This window comes from Salinicola sp. 4072, from assembly GCF_036663415.1.
Classification (GTDB): domain Bacteria; phylum Pseudomonadota; class Gammaproteobacteria; order Pseudomonadales; family Halomonadaceae; genus Salinicola; species Salinicola salarius_A.
In genome coordinates this window covers 86,666-107,524 of record NZ_JAXOVV010000013.1, presented here as the reverse complement: position 1 = coordinate 107,524, position 20,859 = coordinate 86,666, and the positions used below count along the sequence as shown (strand labels likewise).

14 protein-coding genes, 1 tRNA gene and 2 pseudogenes are annotated in these 20,859 nt (G+C 58.5%); 7 read left to right on the top strand and 10 right to left on the bottom strand.

Annotation, left to right across the window (positions count from 1 at the left end; genetic code table 11):
• Nucleotides 1–351 precede the first annotated feature (351 nt).
• From R3F72_RS10755 to R3F72_RS10725, 7 genes are all read right to left on the bottom strand, one after another.
• Nucleotides 352–2,052 (bottom strand): electron transfer flavoprotein-ubiquinone oxidoreductase, encoded by a 1,701-nt coding sequence (locus R3F72_RS10755; RefSeq protein WP_332779617.1) that lies wholly within the window; start codon nt 2,050–2,052, stop codon nt 352–354.
• A gap of 55 nt (nt 2,053–2,107) precedes the next feature.
• Nucleotides 2,108–3,232, bottom strand: a complete 1,125-nt coding sequence (locus tag R3F72_RS10750; RefSeq protein WP_332779616.1) for an acyl-CoA dehydrogenase family protein — start codon at nt 3,230–3,232, stop codon at nt 2,108–2,110.
• Between the two features lie 9 nt (nt 3,233–3,241).
• On the bottom strand, nt 3,242–4,438 hold the full coding sequence (locus tag R3F72_RS10745; protein WP_087720890.1) for an acyl-CoA dehydrogenase family protein: 1,197 nt from the start codon (nt 4,436–4,438) through the stop codon (nt 3,242–3,244).
• A 26-nt stretch (nt 4,439–4,464) separates the two neighbouring features.
• A complete protein-coding gene (locus R3F72_RS10740) occupies nt 4,465–6,069 on the bottom strand; it encodes an enoyl-CoA hydratase/isomerase family protein (RefSeq protein WP_332779615.1) in 1,605 nt (534 codons plus the stop codon).
• Between the two features lie 175 nt (nt 6,070–6,244).
• Nucleotides 6,245–7,390 (bottom strand): TAXI family TRAP transporter solute-binding subunit, encoded by a 1,146-nt coding sequence (locus R3F72_RS10735; RefSeq protein ID WP_087720894.1) that lies wholly within the window; start codon nt 7,388–7,390, stop codon nt 6,245–6,247.
• Nucleotides 7,391–7,456: 66 nt separating this feature from the next.
• Nucleotides 7,457–9,472, bottom strand: a complete 2,016-nt coding sequence (locus tag R3F72_RS10730; protein WP_332779614.1) for a TRAP transporter permease — start codon at nt 9,470–9,472, stop codon at nt 7,457–7,459.
• Nucleotides 9,473–9,563: 91 nt separating this feature from the next.
• Nucleotides 9,564–10,727, bottom strand: a complete 1,164-nt coding sequence (locus R3F72_RS10725; protein WP_087721069.1) for a TAXI family TRAP transporter solute-binding subunit — start codon at nt 10,725–10,727, stop codon at nt 9,564–9,566.
• 352 nt (nt 10,728–11,079) lie between these two features.
• On the opposite strand from R3F72_RS10725, the gene R3F72_RS10720 reads away from it, so the two are divergent.
• Nucleotides 11,080–12,158, top strand: a protein-coding gene (locus tag R3F72_RS10720) for an IS3 family transposase (protein WP_332779613.1) whose coding sequence is annotated in 2 segments (ribosomal slippage) — nt 11,080–11,335 and nt 11,335–12,158 — 1,080 coding nt in all. Because the reading frame shifts where the segments join, the coding sequence is not laid out codon by codon here.
• A gap of 46 nt (nt 12,159–12,204) precedes the next feature.
• On the opposite strand, the gene R3F72_RS10715 is transcribed toward R3F72_RS10720, so the two are convergent.
• Nucleotides 12,205–13,068 (bottom strand): hypothetical protein, encoded by an 864-nt coding sequence (locus R3F72_RS10715; RefSeq protein ID WP_332779612.1) that lies wholly within the window; start codon nt 13,066–13,068, stop codon nt 12,205–12,207.
• Here R3F72_RS10715 and R3F72_RS10710 point away from each other — a divergent pair.
• From R3F72_RS10710 to R3F72_RS10700, 3 genes and pseudogenes are all read left to right on the top strand, one after another.
• Nucleotides 13,047–13,307: pseudogene (locus R3F72_RS10710) on the top strand (transposase); the annotation flags it as partial. The gene R3F72_RS10715 and the pseudogene R3F72_RS10710 overlap by 22 nt on opposite strands.
• Before the next feature lie 241 nt (nt 13,308–13,548).
• Complete coding sequence (locus tag R3F72_RS10705) at nt 13,549–14,928, top strand: IS110 family transposase (RefSeq protein WP_332779611.1); 1,380 nt, start codon at nt 13,549–13,551, stop codon at nt 14,926–14,928.
• A pseudogene (locus tag R3F72_RS10700) lies at nt 14,929–15,831 on the top strand (IS3 family transposase); the annotation flags it as partial.
• A 186-nt stretch (nt 15,832–16,017) separates the two neighbouring features.
• On the opposite strand, the gene R3F72_RS10695 reads toward R3F72_RS10700, so the two are convergent.
• Nucleotides 16,018–16,094, bottom strand: a tRNA-Pro gene (locus tag R3F72_RS10695).
• A 214-nt stretch (nt 16,095–16,308) separates the two neighbouring features.
• On the bottom strand, nt 16,309–17,763 hold the full coding sequence (locus tag R3F72_RS10690) for an SLC13 family permease (RefSeq protein ID WP_087719675.1): 1,455 nt from the start codon (nt 17,761–17,763) through the stop codon (nt 16,309–16,311).
• A gap of 190 nt (nt 17,764–17,953) precedes the next feature.
• On the opposite strand from R3F72_RS10690, the gene cysQ reads away from it, so the two are divergent.
• The 3 genes from cysQ to R3F72_RS10675 all read left to right on the top strand — a co-directional run bounded on the left by cysQ (nt 17,954) and on the right by R3F72_RS10675 (nt 20,701).
• Entirely contained in the window at nt 17,954–18,760 is an 807-nt protein-coding gene (gene cysQ / locus R3F72_RS10685; RefSeq protein WP_087719676.1) for a 3'(2'),5'-bisphosphate nucleotidase CysQ, read from the top strand.
• 61 nt (nt 18,761–18,821) lie between these two features.
• Nucleotides 18,822–19,415 (top strand): DUF2489 domain-containing protein, encoded by a 594-nt coding sequence (locus R3F72_RS10680; protein ID WP_256961285.1) that lies wholly within the window; start codon nt 18,822–18,824, stop codon nt 19,413–19,415.
• A 404-nt stretch (nt 19,416–19,819) separates the two neighbouring features.
• Nucleotides 19,820–20,701, top strand: a complete 882-nt coding sequence (locus tag R3F72_RS10675; RefSeq protein ID WP_087719678.1) for an OmpA family protein — start codon at nt 19,820–19,822, stop codon at nt 20,699–20,701.
• The last annotated feature ends 158 nt before the right edge of the window (nt 20,702–20,859 follow it).

Sequence of the window (20,859 nt, the reverse complement as noted above, 5' to 3'; positions counted from 1 at the left end):
AAGAGCCTGGAGGGTAGAATCGGTCATGGCGTATCCACTCGTGTTGGTTGAGATCTTGGTCGTGATCAATCAACAGGATACGCCACCCTTCCTACCTCCTCCCATCCACCAGACTTGAGCTTAACTCCGACGCAGTTGCAGCCGGCCTGAACTGTTTACGCCTGCCTGACGCGGTAAAATTGAATTGAGGTTACGTTCAGCTCGAGGCAACGACGCCTTCAATGTCACGTAAACCTCCTTTTCAATCGAACGAATGATTTCTGATAGCCTTGGGGTTAGATAAGACCCCGTCCCGCCAGGGCGGGTCTGTTTTAGCCAACACTTAATGAATTTGAACAAGAACAACGGCTTTTACATGTTGGGATAGTTAGGCCCACCACCTCCCTCTGGCGCCACCCAAGTAATATTCTGCGCTGGGTCCTTGATGTCGCAGGTCTTACAGTGGATGCAGTTCTGAAAGTTGATCTGGAAGTAAGGCTTTCCGGCATCGTCCTCAACCACCTCGTAAACGCCTACGGGGCAGTAGCGTTGCGCTGGCTCTGAGTATTTCGGCAGATTGTCACGAGTCGGCAGATCGGGGTCAGAGAGTTTTAGATGGCATGGCTGATCCTCCTCATGGTTGGTGTTAGACAGGAACACCGATGAGGGCTTGTCGAAGGAGAGCTTACCGTCAGGCTTGGGGTAGTTGATCACTTGGCTGGAGTCAGCACGCTGGAGTCGAGCATGATCCGGCGTGGTATCGTGGACCGTCGGCAGCTTACCTCCGAGCAATTGGTCGAGAAAATTGAAGGCGCCACCGCCCACAGTGCCGTACTTGTGGATTGCTGGGCCGAAGCTGGCAGTGGCCTTGAGCTCTTGATAGGCCCAGCTGTGCTGCCACTTTGCAGTAAAGTCGGTGAGTTCCTCGCCGCCTTCGTCACCACGGGCAAGGGCCTCGAACACTACTTCGGCGGCCAGCATGCCGGACTTCATTGCCGTATGCAGGCCTTTAATCTTGGCAAAATTCAATGTCCCGGCATCGCAGCCAATCAGCAGCCCACCGGGAAAAGTCATCTTCGGTAAACAGTTGAGTCCGCCCTTGGTGATGGCTCGTGCGCCGTAGGCCACCCGCGAACCGCCCTCAAGGTAAGGTTTAAGTAGCGGGTGATGCTTCATTCGCTGGAACTCATCGAATGGAGACAGGTAGGGATTGGCATAGCCTAAATCGACAATCAGGCCCACTACTACTTGCTGATTTTCAGCGTGGTAGAGGAAGAAGCCGCCGTGCATGTCCTTCTCAAGTGGCCAGCCCGAGCCGTGCAGCACCAGCCCTGGTTCATGCGCCTCGGCTGGGACATCCCATAATTCTTTAAGGCCAATGGCGTAGTGCTGTGGATCGCTGTCCGCGTCGAGGTCGAAATGCTCGATGAGTCGCTTACCTATATGTCCACGGGCCCCTTCGGCAAAGAGCGTATACTTAGCGCGTAGCTCCATACCTGGCATGTAACCGCTTTTCTCGCTGCCGTCAGCGGCCACCCCCATGTCACCGGTAACTATGCCGCGCACGATGCCGTCGTCGTCGACCAACGCCTCTTGGGCGGCGAAACCTGGAAATATCTCCACGCCCAGTGCCTCGGCCTGTTCGCCCAGCCACCGACATAAGTTGCCAGCGCTGATTACGTAATTCGTGGTCGGTCCCCCTGCGTTGTGCATAGTCTTGGGGACCAGAGCGTTGGGCAGCTTTTGGGCCGTCTCGGCGTCCTTGAGTAGGTAGACCTCGTCGCGGGTCGCTGGTGTGGTCAAGGGCGCGCCACGCTCTTGCCAGTCGGGAAACAATTCATCTAGCGCGCGTGGCTCGAACACCGCACCGGAGATAATATGTGCACCGACTTCAGAGCCCTTCTCGACTACGCAGACACTGAATTCACGTTCGGCTTCGTTGGCCTGCTGCATCAGCCGACAGGCGGCGGCCAACCCGCTGGGTCCGGCACCGACGATGACCACGTCGAAGTCCATTGATTCGCGTTCCACTTTTAACTCCCAAGCTATTCTCGTAGACGGTAAACGGGCCATGTAGGACAGAGCGCCTAGGCCCGATAGCGTGTCGATATACTGCGACAGCGCATCCTTATGCCGCTGTGTCGAGTCGAGCTATAACGGTGTCGAGGTGATAGTCGCGATCGCCCAGCGCGTGATCGATCAAAATCAACCGCTTGGCATAGTGGGCAACGGAGCACTCTTCGGTCATGCCCATGCCGCCGTGTAATTGAATTGCTTGCTCTGCGACGAACTGGGCGGCCTCGCCGATATAAGCCTTGGCGGCAGCGACTCGGTAGTCACGCTGCTCGTCTGGCAGCGTCAGGCTGGTGGCAGCGAGAATTGCCATCGAACGGGCCTGTTCCAGGTGCAGGTACATGTCGACCATGCGATGTTGCAGAGCCTGTTGGCGACTCAATGGGGTGCCGAACTGTTGGCGTTCCTTGAGATAGTCTAGGGTCTGCTCACAAGCCCTCTCCATGGCACCTACCGCCTCGGCGCACAGCGCCGCTCGGCCCATCGCGAGTGCTTCGTCTAGGGCTGTGCGCAGGTTCTCGCCGCTTGCAAGTAGGGCCGAGGCGGGGAGTGTAAGGTCGATATCGATATCGCTGGCATACTGGTCATCAAGGGTGGCGTAGTCACGGCGACGCAGCCCTTCGGACTCAGAAGGGACTAGAAACAGGCTGAGCACATCATCATCGAGACGCGCGGTGACTAGTAGAGCCGCTGCGTTGGGCGCGTTGAGTACCACCTGCTTACGGCCCTGCAATTTCCATCTATTGTCGCTACGTGTGGCGCAGGTCGTAGGGGTGTTAATCTCGTAGCGGCTGCTGGCCTCATGCCAGGCCAACGCCAACTGGTGTTGGCCTTCCAAGAGGGGGATCAGCCAACGATCGCGCTGGGCGTCATCGCCGAGCCGAGCCAATAGCATGCCTGGGATTACCAAGCCGTCTAGGTAGGCCTCGGGAACTAGCCCACGGCCTAGCGACTGCATGATCAGCATCATATCGATGCCATCGCCGCCCAGCCCGCCGACCGCTTCACTGAAAGGCATCGCCAGTAGCCCCAACTCGGCGAAGGTACGCCACAATGGAGATGGAGAGGTGCTGCGTTCATTGATCAGCGCGCGGCGCTGCTCGGGATTACAGCGATCAGCGACCAAGCGTGACACTGTCTCATCGAGCATGCGCTGCTCGTCGCTCAGGGAGAAGTCCATACGCGCTCCTTACATGCCGAGGATCGTCTTGGCGACGATATTCTTCTGGATTTCGTTGGCGCCGCCGTAGATCGATAGCTTGCGGCGATTAAAGTACTGTGTGCTTGCCGCGGCGGCGAAGGCCTGCTCCTCATCAAGACTGTCGTCGTTACCGGCGAGGAAGTCAGCAAAGAACGGCAACGCCTGCGGGCCCAGCGCGCGGCGTGTCAAATCACTTAAGCGCTGGCGCAGCTCCGAGCCGCGTATCTTGAGCAAGGAGCTTTCGGCCCCCGGGGCTCCACCATCGCGAGCAGCGGCAAGTACTCGTAGGTTGGTGACTTCGAGGGCCATCAGCTCGAGCTCGGCGCGAGCGATCTGTTCGCGAAAGCTCCATGATTCGATTAGCGCTCGGCCGCGATGGGGCTGGCGCCGGGCTACATCCTTAAGGTGACGTAGCGCCTGTTTGGCATGACCCAGACCGGCGATGCCAGTACGCTCATGGGTAAGCAGAAACTTGGCACAGGTCCAGCCCTCGCCTTCATCGCCGACGCGATTTTTGACCGGCACGCGGACATCATCGAGAAACACCTCGTTGACCTCGTGAGCACCATCAAGAGTAATAATTGGACGCACCGTGATCCCTGGCGTGTTCATATCGATCAGCAGGAAGCTGATGCCGGCCTGTTTTTTGGCCTGGGAGTCGGTGCGCACCAGGCAGAACATCTGGTTGGCATGCTGGCCAAGCGTGGTCCATGTCTTCTGACCGTTGACGATATAGTAGTCACCGTCGCGCTCGGCGCGGGTCTTGAGGCTGGCGAGATCAGATCCGGCGCCGGGCTCGGAGTAGCCTTGGCACCACCAGTCGGTGTTATTGAGGATACGGGGGAGGTAGAAGCGCTTCTGGTCCTCGCTGCCAAAGCGGATGATCACTGGGGCAACCATGTTGACACCAAACGGCACTATAGTGGGCGCATGAGCAGCAGCACACTCTTCCTCGAAAATGTATTTTTCGACCGGACTCCAGCCAGTGCCTCCATGCTCAACAGGCCAGCCCGGTGCGAGCCAGCCGCGCTCATTAAGACGATTCTGCCAGCGTACATGCTCCTCGGCGCTCAAGCGCTGGCCCAGGCGCACCTTATTTTGAATATCGCTCGGCAATGCCTCTGCGAGAAAGGTGCGCACTTCATCGCGAAAGGCATTTTCTGCTGTGGTGAACTGTAGGTTCATAACGGTCTCATCAGTAAGAATGCGGCTCAGCGGGAGGTCTTGCTGCGAAAGGAGGGGCCACCTAGATGCGGGGGGTAGCCGAAGGCGTGGATTGCTAGCACATCGATATCGCCGTCGCGATGTACCTGGTCGGCCTGTACGGTCTTCGCCGCAGCTTGCTGCCAGGCGAGATCCAGCAGCTGCTGTGAATCTCGAGAGGCTTCGGCGTTGTGTGTCGTGGACACCTCGCTCGATAGCCAGGGCGACAGGTCCCATCCCTGGCTTTGCCAGGCGGCGGCCTGAAGCTCTGGAACCTCAGTCAAAGCATCTCTCAATGCTTCATTGAGCGTAGCGATAACGCTTTTATTGCGGGTCACCACCACTTGATGTTTTAGCTGTTTAAGCGTGTTGGCTAGCGCTTGAACCAATACAGCGTTGCCTGCGTGATCGACCAATTCACAGATTGGTTGGCTAACATCGCGTGGCGGGAGTACCAAGGTTGCGTCAGCATGGTCGGGCTGGGTAGGCGGGGCGTGTGGTGTGCCCATTTCCACCATCAGCGTGCCTAAGGGGAGCGAGTCACGGATCTGTTGACGTTGGCTATTATTAACATCGGGTCCGACCAGACAGGCCTGAATATTATCCCGTGAGTTAGGGGTATCATTAAGATTGATTAATGACACTTGGGCCTTGGACGCGTGTGAAGCAAGTGTCTCGAATAATGGGTGACAGCCCAGTAAGCCCAGCGTAGTCAATGTGGTGTCAGAATCGATACCCGGCACCTTATGTGTACCGCGTGCGGCGAAGAAAGCGTGAATCATGCCAGCACGCTGGGGAGAGTCCATGCATTGCATGAACAACTCACGCTCGCGTTTGAGGCCTTCGGCGAACGGTAATCGGGTTGATGCCTCGACGGCTTCCACACAGCGAAATGGTGAATATAAGTAGGGTACATCACGTTCCAACTGCACGCGGTAGCGCTGAATTGCGTCGATGTCGGCTTCTGGAGCAGGAAGTGCGCCCGTGTTTCGCGGCGTGTAGCGGCCTGCGAGCCACTGTTCGGCGGCGGTTAAGCCCGCCGCCATCGGATCGTTGGAATCCACCACCTCATCCAATATGCCATGGTGCAAGGCCTCAGCAGTAGAGACGAAACGCCCGCTCGTAATTATGTCGAGGGCGACAGCGACCCCGGCCAGACGAGGTAAACGTTGGGTGCCACCAGCGCCAGGCAGTAGACCCAACTTGACTTCAGGTAGGCCAATGCGGGTGCCCTCGAGGGCGATGCGTAGATGACAACCTAGCGCAACTTCCAAACCACCACCGAGGGCGGTGCCATGCAGCACTGCGATCAGTGGCTTGGGACTAGCTTCCAGTGAAGCAACAACGTCAGATAGCAGCGGAGCCTGAGGTGGCTTGCCGAACTCTCGGATATCTGCGCCAGCAATGAAGGTACGCCCTGCTGCCAACAACACGATTACCTCCGCATCGTCATCGGCGAGCGCTTGTTGTAGGGCGTCGACAATCCCTTGGCGTACTGCCTGACCGAGGGCGTTGACTGGTGGGCTAGCAATACGGATCACACCTACGTATGAGTGCCGAGCATAGCTCACCGGCGTGTTATCGCCGGTAGAGGCGGTATTGTTGTTGAGCATCGTGAAATGGCTCCCTGTCTGGCATGGACACTAAACATAATGCGTCGGGAGGTAGAGGTGGTCAAGTATTTCGGAATTAAGTTTCGCAAAGCAAAACGAGTTGGCGTTAACGTCATATAAATAAAGACCACCCGAGGGTGGTCGAGAAGAGAGAAACCAATCAGTAGCAGGGGGATTAAAATACCGGAGGCATACCGGCTCTTCGCAGCGCTTGGGAGCGCGCTGCCATCCAGTTCTCGCGAAACGCATCATTGTCCTCGGGAGCCGAGGCGAGGTAGTCATTCCAGGCGGTGGCCAACACTTGTTGACGTTTTACTAAGCGCTGCTGATGCGCCTGCATCGCGTCGGTCCAAAGGCCCGCCTCACGGTAGTAATCTACGACCGCTTCGTGAAATGGAATAACCCAAGTCATGTTCTGGTTTTCTACGGCATAGCCAGCCGCTCCCGGTGCGGCGTCCTTGTAACGATCGTAGTCCTCTACCAGAGTCTTGATTAAACCGTAGGCAGTGTCGTATTCGAGATCAGCATTGCCGACCATAATCGGGTAGGGATAGCTGGCGCTCGAGTAGCCAATCTCAGGGATGCCAGCGCCGGTAGTCACCTTGTGTGGCTGGAAGTAAGGTGCCACCGCCTCCATACGATGCCAGCCAGCCGTATCGTCGAGCGATAGTTCTGGCCACTGTATGCCACGCGGGCTGGCCGCCAGGCGCTGAGCAGCTGGGGTAACGGTGGTAGTCACGGCAGCATCGGCGCGCCCGCTGATAATGCCATCGAAGGCACTATTGTAGCCGGGAAAGACGACTTGCTCGACGTCGTCCCAGGTTAATCCACCAAAAGCCAGATAAGCTTCGACAGCCTTGTTGAGCGCATCGTCACCGCGAATGTAGGCAACCCGTTTACCCTTGAGGTCAGTAGGCGTTTGCACATTCATGTCACCAGCCACGGCCATACCCAGCCCAAACGAAGCCATTGACGTGCTAATTACGCGGATTGGCTGGGGCCCCCAGTCGCGATTGGCGAACATCATTACGCCCTCAGAGCCATAGTAGCTGGCGATACCGCAGGCGCACAGGTCGACTCGGCCGGATTTCAGTGGTGACATGCGCAGAATATCGTTAGCGCCAGGAATGACCCGGAACTGGGTGCCGCTGCGTTGCTGAATAATCTGCCCAATAGCCATGATCTGGGCATGGCCGCTGGTGCCGGTACCGTAAGCGGTCCAATTAAGCGTCTGGGGCATATCGGCACTGGCGAGAGGGCTGATTAAGAGACCGGTGAGCAAAACACCGGTAATAAGAGAACGACAGGGCTGACTTAGCATAAAGGCACCTGCGAGTTGTTATAGGGGGCGCGGAGCGAAAAGCCCCACGCCGGTCTGGAACCATTATTAGTGTGGCGTCAACGTGCCGAGGTCAGCATCACGTTGGCGTCGCTGGCTCCAACGAGCGAGAAGTACTGCCGGTAGGCCCGCGGCTACACCGACAGTCAGGAGTTGTAGGTTGCTTAGCGGGATCGGGCCTCCCCCCGGCAGCGCAACGCAGAGGCCGGCGATGAGCACTAGAGTGCGGATTATGGATTCAATCACTGGTTTATGACCGAGGCGGCCGACACCGATCAAGTAGCCTTGCATGGCCGAGGCGAACAACACGATGCCGAGCACCGCCTGGCAAAACACCATCGCAATCTGCATCATGCTGCCCTGCATGATCAGTGCCGGATTGAGGACGAACATGAACGGGATGAAATAGATTACGCTCCCTAGGCGCATCGCCTGTAAGCCGGTTTCCATTGGCCTCGCGCCAGCCACGGTGGCAGCGGCGAAGGCGCCTAACGCTACCGGTGGTGTAATAAAGCTCAGCATGCCCCAGTAAAGGATAAACATGTGCACAGCCATAGGATCGAGGCCGCCGCCTTGGATCAGCGCTGGTGCTAGAGCCACAGCGAGGAAGATATAGGCGGCGGTCACGGTCATACCGATGCCGAGCACGAAACTGGTCAGCGCGCCCATGATCAGCAGCAGTGGCACGCTACCTCCGGCGAGGTGGATAAAATCGTTGGCGATAGTTCCTGACAGGCCAGTCATTGACAGCGCGCCGACCAACATGCCAACACCGGCTAGGATTGCTATCAGTTCAGCGAATAGCTTGGCCGCCGAGCTAAGGGTATCGGTGACCTGTTTCCAGCCCCAGCGATGCGATTTGGAAAACTGATTCATTACTAGCAGTAGCGCGGTGGCATAGAACGGTGCTACCGCCTCGCGCTGCATTACCAACAGCATCCATACCAACAGCACAAAGACGAAGATGAAGTACCAGCCCTGCTTAAGGGTTTTACTGACCGAGGGTAGCTCGATCTTGGGAAGACCCTTGATGTTATAGCGGGCGGCATAGGCATCGATCTGGATGAAGAGGCCGAGAAAATACAGTACCGAAGGGATTACAGCAGCCAGGGCGACTGCAGCGTAGGGGACATCGAGAAACATTGCCATGACGAAGGCAGTTGCGCCCATTACAGGCGGCATCAGCACACCGCCGGTCGAAGCACAGGCCTCGACTCCTCCGGCGAACGAACGGCCCATGCCAATGCGCCGCATGGCGGGAATCGACAACACGCCTGTGGTCAGGACGTTGGTAATCACGCTGCCACTCATCGAACCCATTAGGCCGCTGGCGAAGATTGACACCTTGGCTGGCCCCCCGCGTACATGGCCAAGCAGGGCGAAGGCGAGGTTGATAAAGAAGGCTCCACCCCCGGTCTTTTGTAACACCACACCGAAAATCAGGAAGCCAATTACCAGCCCCGCGAAAGCTTGCAGCGGCACGCCCATAATGCTTTCGGTGCTCATGGTGTGGTAGATAGCGGTCTGCTCAGGAGTCGAGGGAAATGCCTGGATTGGTCCCGGCATGACATCAGCAACCATGGGGTAACAGGAGAATACTGCGACGATGAGGGCAATGGGCCACCCCCCGGCGCGCCTGGCGGCCTCGAGAATCAGCAGCCAATAAGCGTAGCTGAACCACACAGCCAGCTCGGGCGCGGCGAAAGCCCAGCCGCGTTCAAGGATCGGCTCGGCCTGGACGACGAAGTAACCGCCGACAATGGCGGTCAGCAGGAACAACACATAATCGTACCAAGGTACTGGCTTGTCTTGGCCGGATGGCCGCATCGGCCACAATAGATAAACCAGCGGCAGCAGCAGGGCCACCACCGCATAATAAAATTGAGTCTCCAGCCCCGTGACTACGGTGAGCAGTCCGAGGTTGAAGAGGTAGTCTAGCGTCATCAGCGTGAGTATTACGGTGATAGTACCGGGTAGCCAGCGCAGTGCATGAGGTAGGGAGCGTACCTGGGATACCTGCTCTTTAGCGGCGTCGGCGTGCTCATTGGCGGCGGAGTGAGTCATGGGGTGATCCGTAGCGTTAAAGGCGGCGAAACGACCGACGCCCACCGGGGCGGCCCCAATGGGCATCTCCCGACGGGCCGCCGGTAAGCGGTCACTCAAAAATGGGGGCAAATCCGGCATCGCTCAGCGCCGTAGCGCGTGCCTTCATCCATGCCTCGCGAAAGGCGTCTTCTTCTTGGGGAACATCACCGGCTGTGAAGCTATCCCACGTCTCGAGCAGTAAATTCTGTCGCTTGACTAGTTCGTCCTGATGCGCCTGCATCTCGTCGGTCCATACGCCGATCTCTTTGTAGTAATCGACCACCGCATCATGGAAAGGGATGACCCAAGTGAGGTCTTGGTTTTCCAACGCATAACCGGCAGCGCCAGGTGCATTGTCTTTGTAGGCGTCGTAGTTTTCCTGAAGCGCCTTGACCAAGCCATAGGCGCTATTGTCCTCTAGGTCGGCGTTGGCGACGATAATCGGGTAGGGGTAGCTTGCGCTATCGATCGGATTATCGGCAGAGACATCACCGGCACCCGATGTAACCTGATGCGGACGGAAATACGGGGCGACGGCTTGCATGCGTTGCCAAGCCGCTTCGTCGTTGGGGTCGAGCGTCGGCCAACTGATCCCGCGTGGGCTGCTGGCAAGCTGTTGGGCTGGAGGTGTAACGGTGGTGGTGAAGGAGGCATCCGCCTCTCCGGAGATAATGCCGTCAAACGACCGCGCGTAGCCGGGATAGTCCACGCGTTCAACGTCGTCCCAGGTCAGCCCGCCGAAGGCTAAATACGCCTCTGTACCCTTGTTGAGCGCGTCGTCGCCCCGGATATAGGCGATGCGTTTGCCCTTGAGGTCGGCAGGTGTCTCGACATCGAGATCACCGGCTACCGCCAGTGCCAGGCCGAACGAAGCAGTAGATGTACTCAGCACGCGAAGTGGTTGGGGGCCCCAGTCAGGGTGGGCGAACATCAATACACCTTCGGCGCCATAGTAGCTGGCAATGCCACATGCACACAGATCGACACGGCCGGTCTTCAAGGGAGTCATGCGTGAGACGTCGTTGTCGCCGGGTAATACACGTACCGCAGTACCGTACTGGTTCTGCAGCATGCCACCGATGGCTACGGCCTGGGCGTAGCCGCTTGAATTAGTGCCATAGGCGGTCCAGGCCATGGTTTTAGGTAGCTCGACTTCCTTAGCCATAGTCATTGCTGGCAAAGCGAGGCCGATTGGTAGGGAGACAAGAAGTAGTCGGCGAGCTAGTTGACGCATTGGGGGAGGCTCCTTGGCTTGTAAGCTACTATTGTTTTGCTATGCGATACTGAATTCCGAATATGGATAGGATAGTAGGAAGCCTGATCTTGCGCTGTCAATGCGAAAGCCGCAGAAGCTGATAGTGGAGCAGAGGGGACTTTTTTATAAAAATCGGGCGCGGGCCGCTGATGGCGCGTGGAGTCTTACTTTAAAGGAGAAGCAACGGAGCATTGGCCGTATGACTAATGTCTAGTAAATAGGCTAGGCGTATGCCTACCTCACTAGCGGTGGCTGACCTTTCCCCCGGAAACCGGTCCACCGTCAATGTGAGATTTCCGCTACGTTTACCCTGATAGCAGGAGATCTCGCGATGAAGCGAAACCGACATACCGAAGAGCAGATCATCAGCATCCTCAAGGCCAACGAGCGCGGGGTCTCGATCGCCGAGCTGGCTCGTCAGAATGGCGTGACCGAGCAGACCCTTTATCGCTGGAAGGCCAAGTACAGTGGCATGGAGGTCTCCGAGGCCAAGCGCCTGCGCGAGCTGGAGGCCGAGAATGCCCGACTGAAGAAAGTGTTGGCAGAAAGCGCCCTCGACGATGCCGCGCTCAAGGAGATCGTCTCGGGAAAGTGGTGACGCCCGAAGCGAAGCGGCGTGCGGTGAAGCACTTGGTGGCAGGCGGTTGGCTCAGCCAGCGAGGTGCCTGCCGATTGCTGGGCCTGGCAAGGTCGGTAGCCCGGTACCAGGTGATGCCGCGTGACGATGCGCCGCTTCGGGCCCGTCTACAAGCCTTGGCGACCTGCTATCCCCGCTATGGCTACTTGCTGCTGCATGCCTTGTTGCGTCAGGAGGGCCTGGTGATCAATCGCAAGCGGACCTACCGGCTGTACTGCGAGCAGGGTCTTCAGGCCCGAACTCGGCGGCGTAAGCGGTTGCTCCGGCCGAGAACACCGATGCCACTGCCGGACAGGCCCAACCAGCGCTGGTCGATGGACTTCGTGTCGGACCAGTTGGCCTCGGGACGCCGCTTTCGTGTGCTGAACATCGTGGACGATTTCAGCCGCGAGTGTGTCGGCCAGTTGGTGGATACGTCTATCTCAGGACGTCGGCTGGCCCGGTTCCTGGACGAGATCGCGCAGCAGCGCTCACTGCCAGCCTCGATTGTTTGCGATAACGGGCCGGAACTGACCAGCAAGGCCATGTTCTTCTGGGCGCGTGAGCGGACGGTGACGCTGGCCTTCATCCAGCCGGGCAAGCCGACGCAGAATGCGTTCATCGAGAGCTTCAACGGCAAGTTCCGGGACGGCTGCCTCAATCAGCATTGGTTCTTGAGCCTGGCGGATGCACGACACGAAATCACGCAATGGAGAACCCACTACAACCATGTCAGACCGCACAGCTCGCTGGGCTATTTGCCACCCGTGGTCTATGCCCAGCAATGTGCCTGAAGGAGCGGTTTCTCACATTGATGACGGACCTAAACCAGGGGGAAGGTCAATTCATCTGCTTCATTCCCATAAGTTCGTAGACCCTTTTCAGGTTGTCTGTGGTGGGCTTGTCTTCACGAAGCCAACGAACCGATACACCGAGATAGCAGGCCCACAGAACGCCTTTCTTGAATTGCCGCCATTGGCGGGTCTTTGCCATCACCTCGATATACTGGTTCACGAGCAGGTACTGGTACTCACCGGCCGTGTACTTGGCAGCGTCGAACGCTCGCTGGTAGTGAGTGGCAGCAGAGGCATAGTCTTCGGCACGATAACAGGCGACACCCCGCAGCCAGTGCAGCAGCCAGGTGAGTCGATCGGCCACCTCCGCCTGGCTCATGTCCGCCTCAAGCGCATCAATGGCCGCCGGGCTGAGCTCAGGGTCCTTGCGCATCAATAGGCCACGCTCGATCAGCGGCACAATCCCTACGGGGGGAGGCTGACGCCAGCGAGACACGGTATCCAGAGGCACTTGTGCCACGTAGATTCCATACCTGCCCTCGTTCCACTTCACAATTAATGGATCGGGTTCGCCTGCAGGGCTTGTATGGTGTCGTAAAATTTCCGTGGCGCTTTGGCGTTTATGCTCAAAGAAAGCCCAAAAATGTGGTGCCATTTTCAGTCCCAATAGCACTTGAGCATCTTTATCCTGGTCGGGGCCGATCTGGCCTAGCTGATCCTCATACTCCCGATAGAAGTCGTCGAGCTCCTCGTTCATCCAGGTAGCGTACCCACGTATCTGCTCGCAAAGTTCGTCCAGGAAGGCTTGCCCATACGCTTCCTGTAGTGGTTCACTAAAACCGGACACCCATTTAGGTGGTATCGTCGCCACCAAAGTAGAGGTGATCCATGGCCAGAAAACGTCGTTCATTCTCCACCGAGTTCAAGCGGGAAGCCGCCGGGCTCATACTTGACCAGGGTTACTCCGTGGCTCAAGCCGCTCGCGCCGTCGATGTCGGCGAAACGCCTCTGAGACGCTGGATAGATCAGCTCCGGGCAGAGCGCGGTGGTGTCACGCCAAAGTCAAAAGCGCTGACGCCCGAGCAGCAGCGAATCCAGGAACTCGAGAGCCGCATCAACCGGCTGGAGCGGGAGAAAGCGATACTAAAAAACCATTAAGGGCCGTTACCCGCTTGTAGTACCAGAAACCCTGGCGCTTCCTATACTCAATCCGTGTCAGAGGCGCAGCCGTTGGCTTTTTGGTGGCCCTGTCCCCGTTAAAAAACGTGGCTCGGGAATCGTTCTGTACTTGAAAGTGGTGATGCCCCACGGGGTGATCCCGTTTAGGAAGGTTTGCGCTGATTACGATTCCTCCTCTGACCTTCTGCCCGGGCTCATGAGGAGACCTACCATGACACGCAAGGCATCCCGACCTTCCCGCAGCAAGAAGGACGCGTTACAGGTCGTCCACCCTCACGCGGCCGCCATCGACATTGGCTCGCGTTTCCATGTGGTTGCCATCCCTCCTGATCATGATGAGCTGCCAGTACGTACATTCAACACCTTTACCGGCGACCTCTGCCTCCTGGCCGATTGGCTCGGCGAAAAGCAGATAACCACCGTCGCCATGGAGTCCACCGGTGTTTACTGGATACCGGTGTATGAGCTTCTCGAAGAGCGCGGGTTCGATGTCATCCTGGTCAACGCTCGCGATACCAAAAACGTCCCTGGTCGAAAGACCGACATCAACGATGCCCAGTGGCTACAACGCCTGCATGCCTACGGATTGCTACGCGGCAGTTTCCGTCCCGCTCAGGAACTGGCGAGCCTGCGTGCCACCCTTCGCCAGCGTGAGCGCCTGCTAGCCTACGCGGCTGCCCATATCCAGCATATGCAAAAAGCGCTGATGGAAATGAATCTTCAGCTCCATCATGTCGTGACGGATATTACCGGTGTGACGGGCATGCGCATTCTGCGGGCCATTGTCGCGGGTCAGCACGATCCGCTGATACTGGCTGAGTATCGCGATCCACGATGCAAGGCCAGCGAGGAAACGATTCGCCAGGCCCTGAGCGGGCATTACCGTGAGGAACACCTACTGGCCTTGTGCCAGTCACTCGCCCTGTACGACAGCTATCACGAGCATGTTGCCGTATGCGATCAGCTCATCGAAGCCACGCTGAAGCGACTCTCCCTGACGGCACCCGTCCCTGACAAGCCACTCCCTGCTGCGCGCCACCGGGATGCCAACCCCAATGCCCCCGCCTTCGATGTTCGTGCATCGCTGTTTACTATCATCGGCGCTGACCTGACCCAAATCCATGGCCTCGGCCCCTATCTGGTTCTCAAACTGGTGGGCGAGTGCGGCACGGATATGCAGCGCTGGCCTACCGCCAAGCATTTCACCTCCTGGCTGGCCCTGTCACCGGGTAGCAAGATCTCAGGCGGTAAGGTGCTATCGTCCCGCACGAGACGCACAAAGAACCGAGCAGCGGCACTATTGAGGCTAGCCGCCACCACGGTCGGCCGCACCCAGACTGCCCTGGGAGCCTTTTATCGACGGCTGGCCAGTCGTATCGGCAAGGCCAAGGCCGTCACCGCGACGGCTCGAAAGATCGCCGTGCTGTTCTACAACGCCTTGCGTCATGGCATGACCTACCAGGACCCCGGCGCCACCTACTATGAAGAGCGGTATCGGCAACGAATTCTGACGAATGTGAGGCGTCGGGCACAGTCGCTGGGTTATCAACTGACGCCATTGCTGACGGAGGGAGGGGCTCGGGTTTCTTAGGAAGGCTACCGCTCTCTTGATGTCGGACGATCTCGATCGTACGCGCTGATAGACCAGTTGAGTGAGCAGGAGCCTGTGAATATGGTCTGTAGCGCCTTTGGCATTGCACGTTCGAGCTATTACGAACATCGCCTTCGCCGATCTCGCGTCGATATCGAGCGGTTGACGTTGCGCGCAACCGTTAGAGAGCTGTTCAACCAGAGCCGGCGTTCCGCGGGTAGCCGAACGATCATGATGCAGATGCGGGAATCCGGGGCCGACGTGGGACGATTCAAGGTCCGACGTCTGATGCAGGAGATGGATCTGATATGCCAACAGCCGCGACCACCGGCCTACCGACGGGCGACGGTCGAGCGACCCGATATTCCCAACCGCCTGAACCGTCAGTTTACTGTCACCGCGCCCAATCAGGTGTGGTGTGGCGATATCACCTACGTGTGGGTACAGAACCGTTGGCACTATCTGGCCGTCGTGCTGGATCTGTATGCACGACGCGTCGTCGGATGGGCATTATCTAATCGCCCCGACGCGGCCCTGGTCATCAATGCGCTGGACAGGGCCTTCGAGCAGCGAGGCAGGCCGCCGGGGCTGCTGTTCCATTCAGATCAGGGCGGTCAATATGCGAGCCGAGTCTTCCGTCAGCGACTGTGGCGCTACCGGATACAACAGAGCATGAGCCGTCGTGGAAACTGCTGGGATAACGCACCGATGGAGCGGCTGTTCCGCAGCTACAAGAGCGAGTGGATGCCCGCGATCGGCTATCTGTCAGCACAAGAGGCTTTACGAGATATCAGCTTCTATCTGATGGAGCGCTACAACCGACAGCGACCCCATCAGTACAACGGCGGCATGTCGCCCGCACGAGCGGAAGCAACACTCAATTCACTGTCCGGAATTAGTTGACCACTACAGGAAGCGTCTACAGCTTGGGGGCATGGGGTGGGCAGTAGAGTAAGAAAAGTTGGATGACGATGGATGGAAATGACTGCTTGTTGCTGACGCTTGCTACCTATTTGCTACCTAAAGCAAGGCACAACGAAAAACCGCCACCCGGCATGATCCGTAAGTGGCGGTTTTTCTTAATCTTTCTGGTCGGAGCGACAGGATTCGAACCTGCGACCTCTGCAACCCCATTGCAGCGCGCTACCAAGCTGCGCCACGCTCCGGTTTCTGCCGGCCTGTCCGTGACAGTCCCTGCGAAACGCTGCGTATACTACCTTGCAGTTCGATAAATGAAAAGCGCTTCTTAAGGCTTTTTTTTCAATCGCTTGCGAAAGCCTACCGATGCCGCTGCCAAGCGGAACCCCAGACCGTCATCGAAGCGCGCTGGCGTGAGAGTGTTGTCCCGATGCCAGCGGGGCTGTCGATCCGACTGGGCTGTTATAGCCACAGCAGCTTGATCAATCCAAGGCAGATCAGCGTGACCAGGATCGTGCCGGTGAGGTTGAGGAAGAAGCCGGCGCGAATCATCGACTGGATATTCATGTGGCCCGTCGCGAAGACAATGGCGTTGGGCGGCGTGGCCACCGGCATCATGAAGGCGCAGCTGGCGGCAATCGCGGCCGGCACGGTAATCAGTAACGGGTCGACGCCGAGTGACATGGCCAGTGCACCGAGTAGCGGCAGGAATGCTGCTGCGGTCGCTGTGTTCGAGGTCAGCTCGGTGAGGAAGATGATGACCAGCACGATGGCGCCGATCAGCAGGATGAGCGGCAACGTGCCGAAGACATTGAGCTGATTGGCGATCCAGTCCGCCAGGCCGGAGCCGCTGATGGTGCTGGCCAGGGCCAGACCGCCGCCGAACAGCAGCAGGATGCCCCAGGGCAGGTCTTTAGCATCTTCCCACAGCAGCAGCGGACGATACCGCTCGTTGCCGCTGGGAATCAGAAAGAGCGCGACACCCGCGAGCAGCGCGATCGAAGTGTCGGACAGCCATTCGACTCCCCAGTCGTTCAGAAGAGGCCGCGTTACCCAGGCCAGGGCGGCGAGCAGGAAGACGATTCCGACTCGTGCTTCCGCCGGGCTCAGCTTGCCAAGCTTGGCAAGCTCATCGCCGATGACGTTGCCGCTACCGTCGTCGAGCCGGAGCTTGAAGCCGCCGCGCGTCAGCCACCACCAGGCCACGATCATCATGGCAATGCTCACCGGCAGGCCGACGACCATCCACTGCGCAAAGCCCAGCTCGATGTTCTGTTCGCTGGAGAGATAGCCCGCGAGAATGGCATTGGGAGGCGTACCGATGAGCGTGGCGATACCGCCGATACTGGCCGAGTAGGCGATGGCCAGCAGCAGTGCAGTGGCATAGCGCTTTACCTCGCCGGAATCGGCATTGGCGAAGAGGGAAACCACCGACATGCCGATGGGCAGCATCATGATGGCAGTGGCGGTGTTGGAGACCCACATGCTGATGAAGCCGGTTGCCAGCATGAAGCCGGCGATCTGTTGCTTGGGTTTCTGGCCGACGACGTTCAGAATGCGCAGCGCAATTCGCCGATGCAGGTTCCAGCGCTGCATGGCGATGCCCAGTAAAAAGCCGCCCAGGAACAGGAAGATCGTCGGGTTGGCATAACTGGCAGCGGTGCCCTTGAGGTCGGCAATGCCGAGGGCGGGCGCCAGCGGGATGGGGAGTAGCGAGGTAGCCGGGATCGGAATGGCCTCGGTGGCCCACCAAGTCGCCAGCAGCAGGGCGAGCCCGACACAGTGCCAGGCGGCGGGCTCCATGCCGGCGGGCGCTGGCATGACTTGCGTCACGATGACCCAGAGGGGGCCGAGAACGAGGCCGATTCGAGCGGCTAGCGAGGGCGCGTTTGGCGCTTGATTCGAGGTTTCCGTCACGTGACGTCCTTTTTCGAGAGGCTTGAACCCTTTCTATTCTACTTAAGACGTAGAGCGTCCTGAGAGGACCGCGACTTAGCCTTTGGTCTAATATGGGGCCATGGGCGGGATACTTGCCCTCTGAACGCGCTCATGCGCGACGGCTTGTTTATCGAATTCGCCATTGAATTTCCCAGTAAAGAGCAGGTCCATGACGACATCTCTGCATTCACTCATCGCGCCTCTCGTGTCGCTGTCCCGTGAAGCCGGGGCAGCGATCGAGGCGATCGGACGAGACGCCTTCGATACCCAGCGCAAGGCGGATGACAGCCCGGTAACGGCTGCTGACCTGGCGGCTCATCAGGTCATCGTTCAGGGTTTGCCATCGATCGGCTGTCGCGATTGGCCAATTCTGTCCGAGGAGTCGGCCTCGATTCCCTGGTCGGAGCGCCGGAACTGGTCCACTTACTGGTTGGTCGATCCGCTGGACGGCACCAAAGAATTCATTCGGGGTTCCGATCAATACACCGTCAATGTGGCATTGATCGACCGGAACCAACCCGTGCTGGGCGTCGTCGAGAAGCCCCGTACTGGCGAGGTCTGGATCGGTGAGCCGGCTCGGGGAGCCTGGTATCAGGCTGGTGTCGATGAGCCCTGGCAAACCTTGCAGGTTCGCGATTCCCTGCCGTTGCGTCTGGTGGTCAGCCGTTTTCATCGCGGCGCGAGCACCCGTCGCCTGATCGAGTCACTGCCCGATGTCGAAGTCGAGGAGTTGGGAAGTTCGCTCAAGTGTTGTCGCGTGGCCGAAGGGCTTGCGGATCTCTACCCCCGGTTCGGCCCTACCAGCGAGTGGGATACCGCCGCGGCCCAAGCCGTCGTCGAAGGGGCCGGCGGTCATCTCGTGGACTGCGAAGCGTGGGAACCGCTGCGCTACAACACTCAGGACAGCTTGCTGAACCCGGCCTTCGTGGCATGCGCTTCCCTGGACGGAGCCTGGCGACCTTTCTGGGCATGCTGAGCCCGCGCCAGCCCGAGGTCGAGAAACACGCCAGTCGAGATCGAGAAAGTAGGTGTGCCCCGTGGATGCTGTTACCCTGCGGGTTGCGCCGAAATGGCAACAGCTCCTGGCTATCTATACATCCTCTACATCACCAGAAGGCGGCTTCTCTTTCATGTCGTTGTCTCTTGCGGCGGGGCTTTCCGTCCTCGCCATCCTGATTATTGTTTCTCTCGCTGCTTATGCCTGGCGCCTGTGGCGTGAGGTCGAGCGGCGAAAGGCGTTTCGGGCCGCTGAAATTGCTCGCGCCAATCAAAATTGTATCGATAGCTTGAGTGCTCTGTCGCAGGCCATGGTCGAGCGCCAGGTGGATATGGTGGAAGGGGCGTTACGTTGCAAGGTGCTGCTCGATATCATCGATAACCGCCTGGTGGAGCGGGATGCGTGGCGAGTGCTTGGCGAGGTGCAGTCCGAGGCGGAATCGCTGCATACGCACCAGGCGCGTCGTGAGCTGTCGCCGCGCGAACGCCACCGCGAGGATCTCGTTCGTGAGGAGATCGCTCAGCGACACGACGGCAGGCTCCACCTCGCAGCGATCGAGCTTCAGGCCTTTTGCCTGGATTGGGCCCAGACCACCAGTGCCAGCTCCAGCGCCCATGTCAGCTCCAGGAAGTAACACGAGCATCCTTTCATTGAAGAAGAGAGAAGGGGCTGAGAGGTTCTGGTGTCGTTCGCCGGGTGGAAGAAAGGGCAAGGCTTGTCTGGCTAAAGGATAGGGTCAGGAACGCGAAGTTTTTGCTAATCCCCTTTGCCAATCTTGGAAATGGTGCTAAAAAAGAACAGTGTGTCCCGACACGGGTTTGCATCTCGGGCTGGAATCGATAATGCTGTTATGGAGCTGCAAAGAAAAGGGACAATGGGAACATTGACCACTGCTCAAGTCGACGCGCATGACGGTCGCCGAGAGATTTCTTTGTCGTTGGAGAAGGAACGTCTTTCTCTTGACGAATTCGGCTTCTATACTCGAAGCCGCTGGGTAACGCCCGTTACGACTAGCGCTGTGTTAAGAAGGAGTCTTACATGAAAAAATCAACGACTGGCTTGCTACTGGGTTCCGCTCTGGTAGTCGGTCTTTCTGGCTGTGCCAGTTCCGGTATGGAATCCACTGGCAGCTCGTCCGATCAGGCTTGGTATCAGTCTCCGTTCGTCTGCGGCATTGCCGGCGGTCTGATCGGTGGTGGTGTCGGTTACGCTACTAGCGGCGATTCCGATGAAGACACTGGTGCCGCGATTGGTGGTGTTGCTGGCGCGACTGCCGGCGCGCTGCTGTGTGCCGACTACTCTTCGGACGTCATGGACAGCGATGGCGACGGCGTGCCCGACGATCGCGACCAGTGCCCGAACACGCCGGCTGGCGTAGCGGTTGATGCCGTTGGCTGCCCGCTCGACACCGACGGTGACGGCGTGCCGGACTACATGGACCAGTGCCCGGGAACGCCGGCCGGTGTTGAAGTCAACGCCCAGGGCTGCCCGCTGGATTCCGACGGTGACGGCGTGCCGGACTATCAGGACCAGTGCCCGGATACCCCGGCTGGTGCCGAAGTCAACTCCTTGGGCTGCGTGGAAGATCTCGTCCTGCGTGACGTCAACTTTGAGTTCGACTCCGCTCAGCTGACGGCCAACGCCGAAGCTATCCTAGATGGCGTATCCGAGAAGCTGATGACCAACGACCAGCTGCGCATCCGTCTTGAAGGCCACACCGACTCCGTCGGTCCTGCTGCCTACAATAAGGAACTGTCCCAGCGTCGTGCCGATTCCGTGAAATCCTACCTGGTCAACAAGGGTTTCTCCGCGGATAACATCACCACTATCGGTTACGGTGAAGAGCAGCCGGTTGCCAGCAACGATACCGCTGAAGGCCGTGCTCAGAACCGTCGCGTCGAACTGGGTGAGTGGGAATAAGCTTTATCCCGACACGCTGTTCACGTGATCATGAGGGCGCCTTCGGGCGCCCTCATTGTTTGTGGCCTTGGAACGTCTTTTAGACTTGCTTGCCATCGGCCACGAGTCGCTGCCCATGGATGGCAAAGTGCCTTTCTCGCTGCTAGTCTACTTCCCCC